The sequence below is a fragment of the Citrobacter sp. Cpo142 genome (assembly GCF_030332425.1).
Lineage (GTDB): Bacteria > Pseudomonadota > Gammaproteobacteria > Enterobacterales > Enterobacteriaceae > Citrobacter > Citrobacter portucalensis.
In genome coordinates, this window is the sequence record NZ_JAOWHW010000142.1 from 310,569 (window position 1) to 327,162 (window position 16,594).

At 53.0% G+C, this 16,594-nt stretch carries 16 protein-coding genes; 9 read left to right on the forward strand and 7 right to left on the reverse strand.

Annotated elements, in window-relative coordinates; all coding sequences use genetic code 11:
• Positions 1-19 precede the first annotated feature (19 nt).
• The 5 genes from caiD to caiT all read right to left on the reverse strand — a co-directional run bounded on the left by caiD (position 20) and on the right by caiT (position 6,510).
• Positions 20-805, reverse strand: a complete 786-nt coding sequence (gene caiD, locus OGY18_RS22730; protein WP_286554476.1) for a crotonobetainyl-CoA hydratase — start codon at positions 803-805, stop codon at positions 20-22.
• A 54-nt stretch (positions 806-859) separates the two neighbouring features.
• Positions 860-2,413 (reverse strand): crotonobetaine/carnitine-CoA ligase, encoded by a 1,554-nt coding sequence (gene caiC, locus OGY18_RS22735; RefSeq protein WP_286554478.1) that lies wholly within the window; start codon positions 2,411-2,413, stop codon positions 860-862.
• 61 nt (positions 2,414-2,474) lie between these two features.
• Positions 2,475-3,692: an L-carnitine CoA-transferase gene (caiB, locus tag OGY18_RS22740; protein WP_126319874.1), complete on the reverse strand. Its 1,218-nt coding sequence runs from the start codon at positions 3,690-3,692 to the stop codon at positions 2,475-2,477.
• A gap of 123 nt (positions 3,693-3,815) precedes the next feature.
• Positions 3,816-4,958 (reverse strand): crotonobetainyl-CoA dehydrogenase, encoded by a 1,143-nt coding sequence (caiA, locus tag OGY18_RS22745; protein ID WP_003018898.1) that lies wholly within the window; start codon positions 4,956-4,958, stop codon positions 3,816-3,818.
• 34 nt (positions 4,959-4,992) lie between these two features.
• On the reverse strand, positions 4,993-6,510 hold the full coding sequence (caiT, locus tag OGY18_RS22750) for an L-carnitine/gamma-butyrobetaine antiporter (RefSeq protein WP_003829695.1): 1,518 nt from the start codon (positions 6,508-6,510) through the stop codon (positions 4,993-4,995).
• 421 nt (positions 6,511-6,931) lie between these two features.
• On the opposite strand from caiT, the gene OGY18_RS22755 reads away from it, so the two are divergent.
• From OGY18_RS22755 to folA, 9 genes are all read left to right on the forward strand, one after another.
• Positions 6,932-7,702, forward strand: coding sequence for an electron transfer flavoprotein FixA (locus tag OGY18_RS22755; protein ID WP_003829693.1), 771 nt, complete (start codon positions 6,932-6,934; stop codon positions 7,700-7,702).
• A gap of 15 nt (positions 7,703-7,717) precedes the next feature.
• Positions 7,718-8,659, forward strand: coding sequence for an electron transfer flavoprotein subunit alpha/FixB family protein (locus tag OGY18_RS22760; protein ID WP_286554482.1), 942 nt, complete (start codon positions 7,718-7,720; stop codon positions 8,657-8,659).
• 48 nt (positions 8,660-8,707) lie between these two features.
• Positions 8,708-9,994 (forward strand): FAD-dependent oxidoreductase, encoded by a 1,287-nt coding sequence (locus OGY18_RS22765; RefSeq protein ID WP_286554484.1) that lies wholly within the window; start codon positions 8,708-8,710, stop codon positions 9,992-9,994.
• A complete protein-coding gene (gene fixX / locus OGY18_RS22770) occupies positions 9,991-10,278 on the forward strand; it encodes a ferredoxin-like protein FixX (protein WP_000203736.1) in 288 nt (95 codons plus the stop codon). Before OGY18_RS22765 ends, fixX begins: the two co-directional genes overlap by 4 nt.
• A 147-nt stretch (positions 10,279-10,425) precedes the next feature.
• A complete protein-coding gene (locus OGY18_RS22775) occupies positions 10,426-11,769 on the forward strand; it encodes an MFS transporter (RefSeq protein WP_003829621.1) in 1,344 nt (447 codons plus the stop codon).
• A 91-nt stretch (positions 11,770-11,860) separates the two neighbouring features.
• Positions 11,861-12,094, forward strand: coding sequence for a YgdI/YgdR family lipoprotein (locus OGY18_RS22780; RefSeq protein ID WP_286554486.1), 234 nt, complete (start codon positions 11,861-11,863; stop codon positions 12,092-12,094).
• Positions 12,095-12,197: 103 nt separating this feature from the next.
• Positions 12,198-12,728 carry a glutathione-regulated potassium-efflux system oxidoreductase KefF gene (gene kefF, locus OGY18_RS22785; protein ID WP_003829618.1) on the forward strand — a complete coding sequence of 177 codons (531 nt, stop codon included), beginning with the start codon at positions 12,198-12,200 and terminating at the stop codon, positions 12,726-12,728.
• Complete coding sequence (gene kefC, locus OGY18_RS22790; protein WP_149384469.1) at positions 12,721-14,583, forward strand: glutathione-regulated potassium-efflux system protein KefC; 1,863 nt, start codon at positions 12,721-12,723, stop codon at positions 14,581-14,583. The genes kefF and kefC overlap by 8 nt, the downstream gene beginning before the upstream one ends.
• 198 nt (positions 14,584-14,781) lie before the next feature.
• Positions 14,782-15,261 carry a type 3 dihydrofolate reductase gene (folA, locus tag OGY18_RS22795; protein ID WP_003018873.1) on the forward strand — a complete coding sequence of 160 codons (480 nt, stop codon included), beginning with the start codon at positions 14,782-14,784 and terminating at the stop codon, positions 15,259-15,261.
• A gap of 96 nt (positions 15,262-15,357) precedes the next feature.
• Here the strand turns inward: folA and apaH are convergent, their stop codons facing one another.
• Together apaH and apaG are read right to left on the reverse strand one after the other, a co-directional pair.
• Complete coding sequence (gene apaH, locus OGY18_RS22800; RefSeq protein WP_003829612.1) at positions 15,358-16,206, reverse strand: bis(5'-nucleosyl)-tetraphosphatase (symmetrical) ApaH; 849 nt, start codon at positions 16,204-16,206, stop codon at positions 15,358-15,360.
• Positions 16,207-16,216: 10 nt separating this feature from the next.
• Positions 16,217-16,594, reverse strand: coding sequence for a Co2+/Mg2+ efflux facilitator ApaG/CorD (apaG, locus tag OGY18_RS22805; RefSeq protein ID WP_003018867.1), 378 nt, complete (start codon positions 16,592-16,594; stop codon positions 16,217-16,219).

Consider the following 16,594-nt stretch of genomic DNA (forward strand, 5'->3'; position numbering starts at 1 on the left):
GCTATCCGGCATCGGCTCATTAACGACCTTTCCACACCGGGTCGCGTTTTTCGGCAAACGCCTGCGGACCTTCAAGCGCATCTTCCGAATGCAGTACAGATGGATAGTGCTTCAGCACGCCGCTGCGGATGTAGCGGTAGCCTTCTTCCACCGGCATTTCGCTGGTGGTGCGGTAAATCTCTTTCAGTGCGGCGATCGCGAGCGGGGCGCTATTCACCAACTGCTGCGCCAGTTCACGCGCGCTATCCATCAGTTCGCTCTGGCTGACAACGCGGTTGACGATGCCCCAGCGCAGCGCTTCTTCGGCGCTCATTCGTCTGCCGGTCATCACCATTTCGTTGACGATTGCCGGTGGCAGCAGCTTAGGCAGACGCAGTACGCCACCGCTGTCTGGCACGATCCCGAGCTTGGCTTCCGGTAGTGCGAAGCTGGCGTTATACGCGCAGACGATAAAATCCGCCGCCAGCGCCAGCTCAAAACCACCGCCAAACGCATAGCCGTTTACCGCAGCGATGACCGGTTTATCGAGGTCGAAAATTTCGGTTAAACCGGCAAAGCCGCCTGGGCCAAAATCGGCATCCGGCGCTTCACCTTCAGCCGCCGCTTTTAAGTCCCAGCCCGCAGAAAAGAATTTCTCACCGCCGCCGGTGATAATCGCTACGCGTAATTCCGGGTCGTCACGAAAATTAAGAAACGCTTCACCCATGGCAAAGCTGGTTTTGGCGTCAATGGCATTGGCTTTAGGTCGGTCGAGGGTAATTTCCAGGATCGGGCCGTTACGGGTCAGATGTAATGATTCACTCATAGTTCATCTCCAGATAAATAGATTTCCCGGCAGGAGGAGTTCCTGTCGGAAGGGTTATTTCAGATTTTTTTTGATTATTTTTCCTGAACAATTGCGCGGCAGGTCGGCTCTTATCTCCATAAAAGAGGGAACCTTGAATTTCGCCATATTGTTTTCGCAGAAGCTGAAGAACTCGGCTTCACTTAATGTTTCACCTTCATTAAGGACGATAAACGCTTTAATGGCTTCATCACGGATTGAATCTTTAATACCGACAACCACAATGTCCTGAATTTTCGGATGCGCAGAAATAATATTTTCCAACTCGACGCAGGAGACATTTTCCCCGCCGCGTTTAATCATGTTGCAGCGTCTGTCGACGAAATAAAAATAGCCATCCTCATCCTGATATCCTGAATCACCGGTATGTAACCAGCCCCCGGGCTCCAGCGCTTTGGCGGTAGCCTCCGGCTGCGCGTAGTACTCTTTGAAGATGGTTTTGCCCGGCACGCCTTTAATACAGATTTCGCCAATTTCTCCGGCGGGCAGGGGACGGTTGTGATCGTCACGGATTTCGGCTTCATAGCTAAATCCCACGCGGCCAATGGAGGGCCAGCGTCGTTTGTCTCCGGGACGGTCGCCGATAATACCGACGATGGTTTCAGTCATACCGTAGGAGGTCAGCAGCCTGACGCCAAAGCGTTCGGTAAAATCGTCTTTTTCCTGCTCGGATAAGTTGAGGTAGAACATCACTTCACGCAGGTGATGCTGTTTGTCGGTTGGTGCAGCGGGCTGCACCATTAGCGTTCTGATCATCATCGGAATGCATTCGGTAACCGTCGCCTTATATCTATGTACCTGATTCCAGAACGCCCTGGCACTGTACTTCTCTAGCAGCACAAAGGTGCTGCCAGCGGAGAATGCGGGCATTGCGGCGGTACACTGACAGTCGATATGAAAAGCGGGCATCACCGTCATGTAGACGTCATCATTACGCAGAGCAATTTGCCAGGCAGAGTAATAGCCCGCAAAACGCAGGTTGTAGTGGGTAATTACCACGCCTTTAGGCCGTGAGGTAGTACCTGAGGTAAACAGAATTTCCGCCGTATCGTCAGTGGATAACGCAGGTGTATAGCACAGCGTGGCGGACTGGCGGGATTGCAGTTGGGTAAAGTGGCTCACGCCGTCATCAGCCGGAAACTGTTCGCCAATCAGACAGATATGATTAAGTGGGGTGCTATTTTCCAGCCGTATCTGGCGGTACATAGGATAAAACTGGGCGCTGGTGACCAGCAGGCTTACCTGGCTGTTTTGCAGGATCCAGGCACTTTCCTCACCCAGCAAACGGGCATTGATCGGTACCATGATGGCGCCAATTTTTGCCAGCCCAAACCAGCAAAAAATGAATTCCGGACAGTTATCCAGATGCAATGCGACCTTGTCGCCCTTGCGGATCCCTAAGGAATGGAACAGGTTTGCCGTGCGGTTAATCTCTTCATTGAGCGAGGCATAGCTAAACTGCCGAACGACTCCTTCGCAGGATTCGAAAATTAACGCCGTTTTATCTCCGTACACCCCGGCCAGGTCGTCCCACATCTGACGTAAGTTTTGTCCGCCAACGATATCCATATTGCTTTATCCACTGAAATCAGGCGTGAGCGCTAACCAACGAGCGGTCAGCGCGTCGCGTTTATTCCTCAACTCTGGCCAGGCCTTTGCCGACCAGCTCATTTATGTCTGCTTCGCTATAACCAATGTTTTTCAAAATGGCGGCAGTATCCATGCCATGTGACGGCATGCCACGCCAGATTTTCCCCGGGTTGTTTTTAAATTTCGGCATGATGTTTGGCCCTTTGCAGGTGCGGCCATCCATTGTTTGCCACTGAGTAATAGATTCACGGGCAACGTACTGCGGGTTGCCTTCCAGTTCAGGAATAGTCAGCACCTTCGCGCAGGCGATGTTCAGCTCAGCAAAGCGCGTCTGGACTTCGGCGATGGTGTGCGTTGCCAGCCAGGCGTCCAGTTTCTCTTCCACAAGCGGGCCGTAAGGGCATTCCACACGATGAATAAGCTGGGTGCCTTCCGGGACTTCCGGTGTGCCAAGAATGTGGGCGAGGCCAATATCCTTGAAGCATTCGTTGATTTGCGTGATGCCGACCAGCTCCATGACGATATAGCCATCGGCGCATTTATACAGGCCGCAGCCAGCGTAATACGGGTCTTTGCCTTTGGTCATGCGTGGGCAAATTTCGCCGCCGTTGAAGTAATCCATCATGAAATACTGACCCATGCGCAGCATCACTTCGTACATAGCGATATCGATGCTTTCACCTTTACCCGTTTCGCGCACTTTGTGCAGGGCTGCCAGCGCTGCTGTCGTTGCGGTCATCCCGGAGAAGTAATCGGCGGTGTACGGGAAGGCGGGCATTGGCTGATCCACGTCGCCGTTTTGGATCAGATAGCCGCTGAACGCCTGTGCGATGGTGTTATACGCCGGAAGATTGGTGTACTCCTCGGTTCCAAACTGGCCGAAGCCGGAAAGGTGGGCGATAACCAGTTTCGGGTTATGTTCCCACAGCACTTCATCGGTAATACCGCGGCGGGCAAAGGCTGGGCCTTTACTGGCTTCAATGAAAATATCGGTGGTTTCCATCAGCTTCAGAAACGCTTCCCGGCCTTCATCTTTGAAAATATTCAGCGACAGGGCGTGCAGGTTACGGCGTGAGAGCTGCGGGTAGTTAGGCTGCACGCGGATGGTATCTGCCCATGCGACGTTTTCAATCCAGATAACCTCGGCGCCCCATTCGGCGAACATCTGTCCGGCGAAAGGACCGGCAATTTCGATCCCTGAAAAGACAACGCGTACCCCGGAAAGCGGGCCGAAGGCTGGCATTGGTAAATGATTCATCATTTTTCTCCTGGCATTTATGGGTGTCCATGTAGGCCGGATAAGGCGCTCGCGCCGCCATCCGGCATTGAGTGCCTGATGGCGACGCTATGGCGTCTTATCAGGCCTACAGGTTGCGTCGTTCTAGCGGTATTGCTTGAGTACCGCACGACCCAACGTCAGGATCTGCATTTCGTCAGAACCACCAGAAACACGGTCAACGCGCAGGTCACGCCAGAAACGCGTGATGCGGTGGTTGCCCGCGATACCAACACCTCCCAGTACCTGCATGGCGGTGTCTACCACCTCGAACGCGGCATTGGCGCAGAAGTATTTGCACATTGCCGCATCACCCGAAGTAATGGTGCCGTTATCCGCTTTCCATGCGGCTTCCAGCAGCATGTTTTTCATGGAATTCAGTTTGATCGCCATGTGCGCGAACTTCTCCTGGATCAGCTGGAAACGGCCGATCGTTTCGCCAAACTGTACGCGTTGGTTGGCATAACGCGCTGCGTCTTCAAAAGCGCACATTGCCGTACCGTAGTTGGTCAGCGCGACGAGGAAGCGTTCATGGTCAAACTCTTCTTTCACACGGTTGAAGCCATTACCTTCCCGACCGAACATGTCTTTCTCGTCCAGTTCAACGTCATCAAAGGTGATTTCACAGCAGCTATCCATGCGCAGACCGAGTTTCTCCAGTTTGTTGACCTTGATACCCGCCTTGCTCATGTCAACAAACCACTCGGTATAAACAGGTTTATCCGGCGATGCACCATCTCTCGCCATCACCACGATGTACGGGGTATAGGCGCTACTGGTGATAAAGCACTTACTGCCATTAAGATAAACCTTACCATTTTTGCGTGTATAAGTGGTTTTCAGACTGCCAACATCCGATCCCGCTCCCGGTTCGGTGATCGCCGAGTTCCACATCTGCTTACCGGTCCCCTGGAACGCCATGATTTTATCAATTTGCTCTTGGGTACCTTCACGCAGAAAAGTGTTAAAACCGCCTGGTAATTGGTACAACACGTAAGTCGGTGCGCCAAGACGTCCGAGTTCCATCCAGACGGCGGCAACGGTGACAAATCCCGCTTCCAGACCACCGTGTTCTTCCGGGATCAACAGACTATCGATGCCCATATCCGCCAGCGCTTTTACAAAACGTTCAGGGTAGACGCTGTCGCGGTCGCACTCGGCAAAATAAGCTTCCCAGTTCTCACTGGCCATCAGTTCACGAATACCGGCGACAAACAGTTCCTGCTCGTCATTTAAGTTGAAATCCATCTTTCAGCCTCTTGATCAATTGGGTTAATAAGAATTACTTGTCTTTCCAGTGCACTTTGGCGTCTTTAATAAAGGACAGCGTCACCATGATGTTGACGAAGAACAGCGGACATCCCCCGGCGATAATTGCGGTCTGAATGGGCTTCAACCCACCCAGCGCCAGCAGAACGATGCCGATGACGCCGACCAGAACGGACCAACCGATACGCACCAACAGCGGCGGTTCTTCACCATCACGAACTTCGCGACAGGTGGACATCGCCAGGGTGTAGGAGCAGGCGTTAATCAGCGTGACGGTGGCAATAAAGCAGAGGATAAAGAATCCCCACATGGTGGCGGTGCTAAGCGGTAAAGCAGCCCAGGTTTCGATAATGGCGCGCGCCACGCCGTGTTGTTCAATCAACTGTGGGATGTTGAGAATGTTTTTATCCATCAGCAGCAGCGTGTTGCTGCCAAGGACGGTCCACAGGATCCAGGTCGAAGCGGTCAGGCCCAGTACCATCCCGAAACACAGTTCACGTACGGTACGACCACGAGAAATACGCGCCAGGAAGATACTCATCTGGATGGCGTAAATAACCCACCACGCCCAGTAGAAAACAGTCCAGCCCTGCGGGAAGCCGCCTTTGCCGATGGCATCGGTGTAGAACAGCATGCGTGGCAGATGCATCAGCAGCATGCCGACCGAGTCGGTGAAGTAGTTCATGATAAAGCTGGCGCCGCTGACGATAAACACCCAGCCGAGCATCAGGAAGCTCAGGTAACTACGTACGTCGCTGGCGATCTTGACCCCTTTTTGCAGGCCGCAGGCCACGCAAATGGCGTTCAATATGATCCAGCAGGTAATGATGATGGCGTCGAGTTGCAGCGTATGCGGAATACCGAACAGCCATTGCATACACTCGGTTACCAGCGGGGTAGCGAGACCGAGGCTGGTTCCCATCGCGAAGATCAGCGCCACCAGATAGAAGTTATCGACGATGGTGCCGAACAAGCCCTTAGCATGCTTCTCGCCAACTAACGGCACCAGTGTGGAACTGGGGCGGATAACGTCCATTTTGCGTACAAAGAAGAAGTAGGCGAACGCGACTGAAAGGAAGCTGTAGGTTGCCCACGGCAGCGGTCCCCAGTGGAACAAGCTGTACGCCAGAGCTATCTCTTTTGCGCCAACGGAGTTGGGGGCGAGAGCAAAAGGCGGGGTAGAGATATAGTAGTAGATCTCGATGGAACCCCAGAACAGCACCGCGGCGGATGTACAGGAGGCGAACATCATAAAAATCCAGCTGGCGGTACTAAACTCGGGTTTTTCGTCGCCTAATTTCTTTTTCGAATATGGGCCAAAGACTAACCAGAACCAGCCGAAGAGCATGACGACCATATACCATTCGAATGCCCAACCCCAGACGTTGGTGACATAACTGAATACCGCATTAATAACGACGTTAGCGGCATCAAGATCTCTTACTGTTAGCCAACAAAGTATCCCAACAATTATTAATGGCGGAAAAAAAACCTTCGGTTCAATTCCCGACTTTCTCTTTTCATTTTTCATAATTGAATTCCAGTGTGAAAACGAAATTTATTTAGCGTGCCCGTATGTGATTGTTTGTTTATTTGTTATTAATGATTTGTTGATAACTTTTTAACCTCTGGGGCGCCTCAGTGAGTAACTCATAATGGGTATTCACTTCCGGCTATTCTGTTATCTGTGTCACACTTTTTTATGCTGGTTATTTTGTCTGAAAATCCAAATAATTCTTTTATTAATCATAATGTTAATGTTGATTTTTTAACTTTTTTAAGTGACTGGCGTTCAATATTGTTGAACCAGCAAACAATATTGAAAATTTTCGTAATTGACATGTTTCTTTCAATATTGGTGATTAATGTTTTATTTCCGAATTAAAGAGCGTGATATCTGTATTTAACACCGCCGATATAAATACGTTTCCTTCATGATTTCTGGAGATGCAATGAAGATAATTACTTGCTACAAATGCGTACCTGATGAGCAGGATATTGCGATTAATAATGCTGATGGAACACTCGATTTCAGCAAAGCGGATGGCAAAATCAGCCAATATGATCTGAATGCGATCGAAGCGGCTTGCCAGTTAAAACAGCAGGTGGGAGAGGCTCAGGTTGTGGCCATGAGCGTCGGCGGCAAAGCGCTGACCAATGCAAAAGGGCGCAAAGATGTGCTCTCCCGTGGCCCTGATGAACTGATTGTTGTCATTGACGATCAATTTGAACAGGCGCTGCCGCAACAAACCGCCACTGCGCTGGCTGCCGCCGCACAAAAATCAGGTTTTGATCTGCTTATTTGCGGCGACGGTTCTTCCGATCTTTATGCTCAGCAGGTTGGTCTGCTGGTGGGCGAAATGCTGAACGTGCCGGCGATTAACGGCGTGAGTAAAATCCTCTCTCTTACCGACAGCACGCTGACGGTAGAGCGTGAACTGGAAGATGAAGTTGAAACCCTGAGTATCCCGCTTCCTGCGGTGATCGCGGTCTCTACCGACATCAACACCCCTCAAATCCCTTCCATGAAAGCCATTCTTGGCGCGGCGAAAAAACCGGTTCAGGTCTGGTCGTCTGCGGACATTGGGATGAACGGCGCGCAAGCGTATTCCGAACAACAGGTTGCCGCACCGAAGCAGCGCGAGCGTCAGCGCGTTGTGATTGAAGGTGACGGTGAAGAACAGATTGCTGCGTTTGTCGAGAATCTTCGCAAAATCATTTAATTATCAGGGGATGTTATGAACAAATTTTCCAGTGTCTGGGTATTCAGCGATACCCCTTCTCGTCTGCCGGAACTGATGAATGGTGCGCAGGCTTTAGGTGAAAACGTTAACACGTTTGTGCTCAGCGATGAGGACAGCGCGGCGGCATGCCATTTAGGGGCGGATCATGTCTGGCTGCTCAGCGGCAAACCAGAAGACCGTATGGTTGAAGACTACGCCGATGCGATGGCCGAAACCATTCGTCAGCACAGCGAGGGCGGCGCGGTGCTGCTGCCGAATACGCGTCGGGGCAAGCTGTTAGCGGCAAAGCTGGGCTTTCGCTTGTCGGCTGCGGTTTCAAACGACGCCAGCGCAGTCGAAGTACAGGACGGAAAAGCGGCGGTCAAACATATGGTCTACGGCGGCCTGGCGATGGGAGCAGAAACAATCGCTTCACCGTTTGCCGTGATCACGCTCAGCAGCGGAACGTTTGACGCGCAGCAACCGGATACCGCTCGCAGCGGCGAGGTGCACACCGTCCAGTGGCAGGCTCCGGCTATCGCCGTGACCCGTACGGCCACTCAGGCGCGTCAGAGCAATAGCGTTGATCTCGACAAAGCCCGTCTGGTGGTCAGCGTGGGACGCGGTATTGGTAGCAAAGAAAATATCTCGCTGGCCGAAGCGCTGTGCCAGGCGATTGGCGCTGAGCTGGCCTGTTCCCGTCCAGTGGCGGAAAACGAGAAGTGGATGGAGCACGAACGCTACGTCGGCATTTCCAACCTGATGCTCAAACCAGAACTGTACCTGGCCGTGGGGATCTCCGGACAGATCCAACATATGGTCGGCGCCAACGGCGCGCAGACGATTTTCGCCATCAACAAAGATAAAAATGCGCCGATCTTCCAGTACGCAGATTTTGGCATCGTTGGCGATGCGCTGAAGATCCTGCCTGCGCTGACGGCGGCTCTGGCGTGTTAAACCATTCGGGCAGGATGCGAAAGTATCCTGCCACTGACAGGAGTACGTATGTCCGAAGATATCTTTGATGCCATCATCGTGGGTGCAGGTCTGGCCGGTTCGGTTGCGGCGCTGGTGCTGGCTCGGGAAGGTGCACAGGTGCTGGTCATCGAGCGCGGCAATTCTGCTGGCGCGAAGAATGTCACCGGTGGGCGCATGTATGCGCATAGCCTGGAACGCATCATTCCCGGCTTTGCTGAGCAGGCCCCCATTGAACGCATTATCACCCACGAAAAACTCGCCTTTATGACCGACAAAGGGGCGATGACCATCGACTATTGCAATGGTGAAGAGGCTGCATCGTCGCAGGTTTCTTATTCCGTCTTACGCAGCAAATTTGACGCCTGGCTGATGGAGCAAGCCGAGGAGGCGGGAGCCCAGCTGATCACCGGTATTCGTGTGGATAACGTTGTGCAGCGCGAAGGCAAAGTCGTGGGCGTGGAAGCCGACGGCGATATTCTGGAAGCCAAAGTGGTGATCCTCGCTGACGGGGTGAATTCTTTGTTGGCAGAAAAACTGGGCATGGCAAAGCGCGTTGAGGCATCGCATGTTGCCGTTGGCGTAAAAGAGCTGATCGAATTGCCAAAATCGGTGATTGAAGATCGTTTCCAGTTACAGGGGAACGAAGGCGCAGCCTGCCTGTTTGCCGGTTCGCCAACCGATGGGTTGATGGGCGGGGGCTTCCTCTATACTAATGAAACGACCCTTTCTCTGGGGCTGGTCTGCGGTCTTCATCATCTGAAAGATGCTAAAAAATCGGTCCCACAAATGCTGGAAGATTTCAAACATCATCCGGCGGTTGCCCCACTGATCGCTGGTGGCAAGCTGGTGGAATATGCCGCGCACGTCGTACCGGAGGCCGGTATGAATATGCAGCCTGAACTGGTGGGTGACGGAGTGCTGATTGCCGGTGACGCTGCCGGAATGTGTATGAACCTCGGCTTTACCATCCGCGGTATGGATCTCGCCATATCCGCAGGCGAAGCGGCGGCGAAAACGGTGCTTTCCGCGATGAAGCGCGACGACTTCAGCAAGCAGTCGCTGGGCGAATACCGTCAGCATCTCGATAATGGTCCAATGCGCGATATGCGCATGTATCAGAAGCTTCCAGCTTTCCTTGATAACCCACGCATGTTTACCGCCTATCCCGAAATGGCGGTCAGTATCGCGCGCGACCTGTTCACCGTAGATGGCTCTGCTCCGGTGCCAATGCGCAAAAAAATCCTGCGTCATGCGAAGAAAGTGGGCTTCATCAACCTGATGAAAGATGGCCTGAAAGGAGTGACCGTATTATGACATCTCCCGTCAATGTGGACGTCAAACTGGGCGTCAATAAGTTCAATGTGGATGAAGACAGCCCGCACATCATTCTCAAAACCGATCCTGATAAACAGGCGCTGGAAGTACTGATTAAGGCTTGTCCAGCCGGACTGTATAAAAAGCAGGACGACGGCAGCGTTCGTTTTGATTACGCCGGATGCCTGGAGTGCGGAACGTGCCGCATTCTCGGACTTGATACAGCGTTGGAAAAATGGGAATACCCGCGCGGGACATTTGGCGTGGAGTTTCGCTACGGCTAATAAGTATGAGGTTGTGCACCCGTAGGTCGGATAAGACGCGGTAGCGTCGCCATCCGGCAATCATGTGGCGCCAATGCCGGATGGCGGCGTAAACGCCTTATCCGGCCTACAGATGACGCTTTGCCCGTGTTGAAACAGGAAGTCGCTATGCAGCAGCCCAGGAACTTTGATGACATCAAATTTACCTCTATTCACCGCCGGATAATGCTGTGGGGAAGCGGTGGGCCATTTCTGGATGGTTATGTGCTGGTGATGATTGGCGTGGCGCTGGAACAGCTCACGCCAGCGTTGAAACTGGACGCTCAGTGGATTGGTCTGCTGGGGGCCGGCACGCTCGCCGGTCTGTTTGTGGGGACGTCGCTGTTTGGCTACATTTCCGATAAGGTCGGGCGGCGAAAAATGTTCATCATCGATATTATCGCCATTGGCGTGATATCGGCGGCAACCATGTTTGTTTCCTCACCCGTTGAGCTGTTGGTGATGCGCGTGTTGATCGGCATTGTGATTGGTGCCGATTATCCGATTGCTACCTCGATGATTACCGAGTTCTCCAATACCCGCCAGCGCGCTTTCTCCATCGGTTTTATCGCCGCGATGTGGTATGTCGGCGCCACCTGTGCCGATCTGGTCGGTTACTGGCTGTATGATGTTGAGGGCGGATGGCGCTGGATGCTGGGCAGCGCGGTGATCCCCTGTATTTTGATCCTGATTGGGCGCTTCGATCTTCCTGAATCGCCGCGCTGGCTGCTGCGTAAAGGTCGGGTGAAAGAGTGTGAAGCGATGATGATCAAGCTGTTCGGCGAACCGGTGGTGTTCGACGAAGAGGCGCCGCAGGAGACGCGCTTCCTACAGCTGTTTAACCGCCGTCATTTCCCGTTTGTCCTGTTTGTTGCCGCTATCTGGACCTGTCAGGTGATCCCGATGTTCGCCATTTATACCTTTGGTCCGCAGATTGTTGGACTGTTGGGGCTTGGTGCCGGGAAAAGCGCGGCGTTGGGCAATGTGGTGATAAGCCTGTGCTTTATGCTGGGGTGCATTCCACCCATGTTCTGGCTCAATAGCGCGGGCCGTCGGCCATTGTTAATTGGCAGCTTTATTATGATGACGCTGGCGCTGGCCGTGCTGGGGTTAATTCCTGATATGGGAGCGTGGCTGGTGGTGCTGGCGTTTGCCGTGTACGCCTTTTTCTCGGGGGGACCGGGAAATCTTCAGTGGCTGTACCCAAATGAACTGTTCCCTACCGACATTCGCGCATCTGCCGTCGGGGTGATTATGTCCTTAAGCCGCATCGGCACCATTGTTTCAACCTGGGCGCTGCCGGTGTTCATTACCAAATACGGGATCAGCAATGTCATGCTGATGGGCGCAGGAATTTCGCTGATTGGCCTGCTGGTGTCCATCGCTTTCGCCCCGGAAACGCGAGGTCTGACGCTGGCGCAAACCAGTCAAATGACGATTCGCAGTAAGCCCGTGACCAGGGCGAGTTATTAGGAGTGTTCTGTATTTTCCCTGCAACTCAGTCAGTTAGCCTACAGTTAACTGGGTATATCACTGAAAACAACTGAAAAGCAGGGAGAACACCATGCAAAAACATATCTTGATCACCTCAATTTTTACCGCAGCAGCACTATTTATCGTAGCCGGTTGTTCCTCAAACCAGGCGGTTAAAACCACCGATGGCAAAACAATCGTCACTGACGGCAAACCGCAAGTCGATGATGATACTGGCCTGGTGTCGTATAAAAATGCGCAAACGGGTAAGACGGAACAGATTAACCGCGATCAGGTTAAGGATATGAGTGAGCTGGACAACTAACCCAGTTTTTTCCATTCATCTACTCAATAATATTGACTGTTAGCCTGCGGATTAACTGACTAAACTCACTGTTATTACAATAATGCAGTGAAACAGGCTAATCATGATCCTCATCATTTATGCGCATCCCTATCCGCAGCACTCGCATGCGAATAAGCGGATGCTTGAACAGGCAAGGACGCTGGAGGGCGTGGAGATCCGCTCGCTCTACCAGCTCTACCCCGACTTCAATATCGATATTGCCGCTGAACAGGATGCGCTGGCACGCGCTGATTTGATCATCTGGCAGCATCCGATGCAGTGGTACAGCACACCTCCATTACTCAAGCTGTGGATGGATAAAGTCCTTTCGCACGGCTGGGCGTATGGCCATGGCGGTACTGCGCTGCACGGTAAACATCTGCTGTGGGCGGTGACGACCGGCGGCGGTGAAAACCACTTCGATATTGGCTCCCATCCCGGATTTGATGTGCTTTCTCAACCCTTACAGGCGACGGCACTTTATTGTGGCCTCAAATGGCTACCGCCGTTTGCGATGCACTGTACGTTTATCTGTGATGATGAAACCCTGCAAGCGCAGGCGCGTCACTACAAACAGCGTCTGATGGAATGGCAGGAGGCACACCATGGATAGCCATACGCTGATACAGGCGCTGATTTATCTCGGATCGGCGGCACTAATTGTCCCCATCGCCGTACGGCTGGGACTCGGGTCTGTACTGGGGTATCTTATCGCCGGGTGCATTATCGGCCCATGGGGCCTGAGGCTGGTAACGGACGCCGAATCCATCCTGCATTTTGCGGAGATCGGTGTGGTGCTGATGCTGTTTGTTATCGGCCTTGAACTGGATCCGCAACGTTTGTGGAAACTGCGAGCCTCGGTGTTCGGCGGCGGCGCATTGCAAATGGTGGTTTGCGGAGGCCTGATTGGTGTGTTCTGTATGTTCCTCGGTCTGCGCTGGCAGGTAGCGGAGCTGATCGGCATGACACTGGCGCTTTCCTCTACAGCCATCGCTATGCAGGCAATGAATGAACGTAACCTGATGGTTTCGCAAATGGGCCGCAGCGCGTTTGCCGTGCTGCTGTTCCAGGATATCGCGGCCATTCCACTGGTGGCGATGATCCCATTACTGGCAGCGAGTGGCGCATCAACAACGCTTGGGGCGTTTGCATTGTCTGCCCTTAAGGTAGCGGGCGCACTGGTGTTGGTGGTGGTGTTGGGGCGTTATGTCACACGTCCGGCCTTGCGTTTTGTCGCCCGTTCGGGCCTGCGGGAAGTGTTCAGTGCCGTTGCTCTGTTCCTCGTGTTTGGCTTCGGTCTGCTGTTGGAAGAGGTTGGATTGTCGATGGCGATGGGGGCATTCCTGGCCGGGGTGCTGCTGGCGAGCTCTGAGTATCGCCACGCGCTGGAAAGTGACATTGAGCCGTTTAAAGGACTGCTGCTGGGACTATTCTTCATCGGTGTGGGGATGTCTATCGACTTTGGTACGCTGATTGATAATCCCTTACGCATTATCATTTTGCTGGTCGGTTTCCTGGTTATCAAAACCGTCATGCTGTGGTTGATAGCGAAACCGTTGCAGGTGCCGAACAAGCAGCGTCGCTGGTTTGCCGTATTATTAGGACAGGGCAGTGAGTTTGCCTTTGTGGTGTTTGGCGCGGCGCAAATGGCAAATGTGCTCGATCCTGACTGGGCGAAATCGCTGACGCTGGCGGTGGCGTTGTCGATGGCGGCTACGCCGATTTTGCTGGTGATTTTGACGCGTCTGGAAAAATCGGCGACTGAGGAAGAGCGGGAAGCCGATGAAATCGATGAGGAGCAACCGCGGGTGATCATCGCCGGATTTGGGCGATTTGGCCAGATAACCGGTCGTCTGTTGTTGTCGAGCGGGGTCAAAATGGTGGTTCTTGATCATGACCCGGACCATATCGAAACGCTGCGTAAATTCGGCATGAAGGTTTTCTATGGCGATGCGACCCGGATGGATCTGTTGGAGTCTGCCGGGGCGGCGAAAGCTGAAGTCATTATTAATGCTATTGACGATCCGCAAACCAGTCTGCAGTTAACCGAAATGGTAAAAGAGCATTTCCCTCATCTGCAAATTATTGCTCGTGCGCGCGACGTGGATCATTACATTCGCCTGCGCCAGGCGGGCGTGGATATGCCGGAACGTGAAACCTTTGAAGGTGCACTGAAGACCGGACGTCTGGCGCTGGAAGGTCTCGGGCTTGGGCGCTATGAGGCACGTGAGCGGGCTGACGTATTCCGCCGATTCAATACCATGATGGTAGAGGAGATGGTGAGAGGGGAAAATGACGCGACTTCCCGCGCGGCCGTTTATAAACGCACCAGCGCAATGCTGAGTGAAATTATTGCGGAAGATCGTCAGCACTTATCGTTAATTCAACGCCATGGCTGGCAAGGCACGGATGAAGGTAAGCATACGGGCGACGTCGCCGATGAGCCGGAAGTGAAACCGTCAGCATAGGGTAAAAAATGTGATGTTCTGCAAACTTTACTGCTAATTGACTGTTTTTGAACTACTGTAATGCTGGCGTACCACCTTAAATAGGTCGGTTCGCCAGCAGAACGGAAAATTTTCCTGTTCATCCTCTTTCCGCCAGTCGACGAAAGATTGCGCTTTCCGTATAGTGGCGACAATTTTTTTGTATCCGGGAAATATTCAATGATCAGTCTGATTGCGGCGTTAGCGGTAGATCGCGTCATCGGTATGGAGAACGCCATGCCGTGGAACCTCCCTGCCGATCTCGCCTGGTTTAAACGTAATACCTTAAACAAGCCGGTTGTCATGGGACGCCACACCTGGGAATCCATCGGGCGACCGTTACCTGGGCGTAAAAATATCGTCATCAGCAGTAAGCCAGGCACCGACGATCGCGTGCAGTGGGTGAAGTCTGTGGATGAAGCAATTGCGGCCTGCGGCGATGAACCTGAAATTATGGTAATTGGCGGTGGGCGTGTGTATGAGCAGTTCCTGCCAAAAGCGCAGAAACTGTATCTGACGCATATTGATGCGGAAGTGGAAGGGGATACGCATTTCCCGGACTACGAACCGGATGACTGGGAGTCGGTGTTCAGTGAATTCCACGATGCCGACGCGCAAAACTCTCACAGCTACTGCTTCGAGATTCTGGAACGTCGTTAATACTGTAAGTGCCGGATGGCGGTGAAACGCCTTATCCGGCCTACTTTTGTGCCAGATGTAGGCCTGATAAGCGTAGCGCCATCAGGCATAAACCTATCAGGCGTTGACCGCTTCGCCAGGATCCAGATTCAGATGGCGATTTGACGGCTGCACGAAGTACTGTTTGTCTTCCCAGCGCAGACAGGTGAGATCGCCTCCCCAGCAACACCCCGTATCCAGCGCGTAAATACCTTCTGGCGTGCCTTTACCCTCCAGCGATGCCCAGTGCCCAAATGCAATGCTGTACGCTTCACTGACAGGTCCAGGAATGGCAAACCACGGCTTCAGCGGAGCAGGTGCGTCTTCTGGTGACTCTTTGCTGTACATATCCAACTGACCGTTAGGGAAGCAGTAACGCATGCGGGTAAAGGCGTTGGTAATAAAACGCAGGCGCGCCAGCCCGGTCAGTTCCGGGGTCCAGTTATTGGGCATGTCGCCGTACATCGCATCAAGGAAGAAGGGATACGAGTCGCTCGACAACACGGCTTCAACATCGCGAGCACAGTCTTTTGCCGTCTGCAGGTCCCACTGTGGGGTGATACCGGCATGCGCCATCACCAGCTTCTTCTCTTCGTCTACCTGCAACAGCGGTTGACGGCGGAGCCAGTTAAGTAATTCGTCGGCATCCGGTGCTTCGAGCAGCGATGTGACCCTGTCTTTAGGTTTATTACGACTGATACCGGCGAATACGGCCAGCAGGTGTAAATCGTGATTACCCAATACTAACCGCACGCTGTCGCCCAGTGATTTCACGTAGCGCAAAACGTCCAGCGAGCCCGGTCCACGAGCGACCAGATCGCCGGTGAGCCATAGGGTGTCTTTTTCGGAATTAAAGTCTACCTGATGCAGCAAGGCTACCAGTTCATCGTAACAACCGTGAACGTCGCCAATAAGGTATGTCGCCATAGTTATTGTTTTAATGAATGAGTGTTGGAACGGCGAGTCGGAATACGGGAATATCGATGGTAAAGGCGATGCCTTGTTCATCGATCATTTCGTAATGACCCTGCATGGTGCCCAGCGGTGTTTCAATCACCGCACCGCTGGTGTACTGGTACTCTTCGCCGGGTTCGATGTGGGGCTGGACGCCAACCACGCCTTCACCCTGAACTTCGGTTTCGCGGCCATGACCATTAGTGATCAACCAATAACGCCCCAATAGCTGCACAGGCGCTCGCCCCAAATTGCGGATAGTTACGGTGTAAGCAAAAACGTAACGTTCATCATCAGGTGAGGATTGCGCCTCAATGTAGACGCTTTGTACCTGAATGCACACTCGGGGCGAATTGATCAT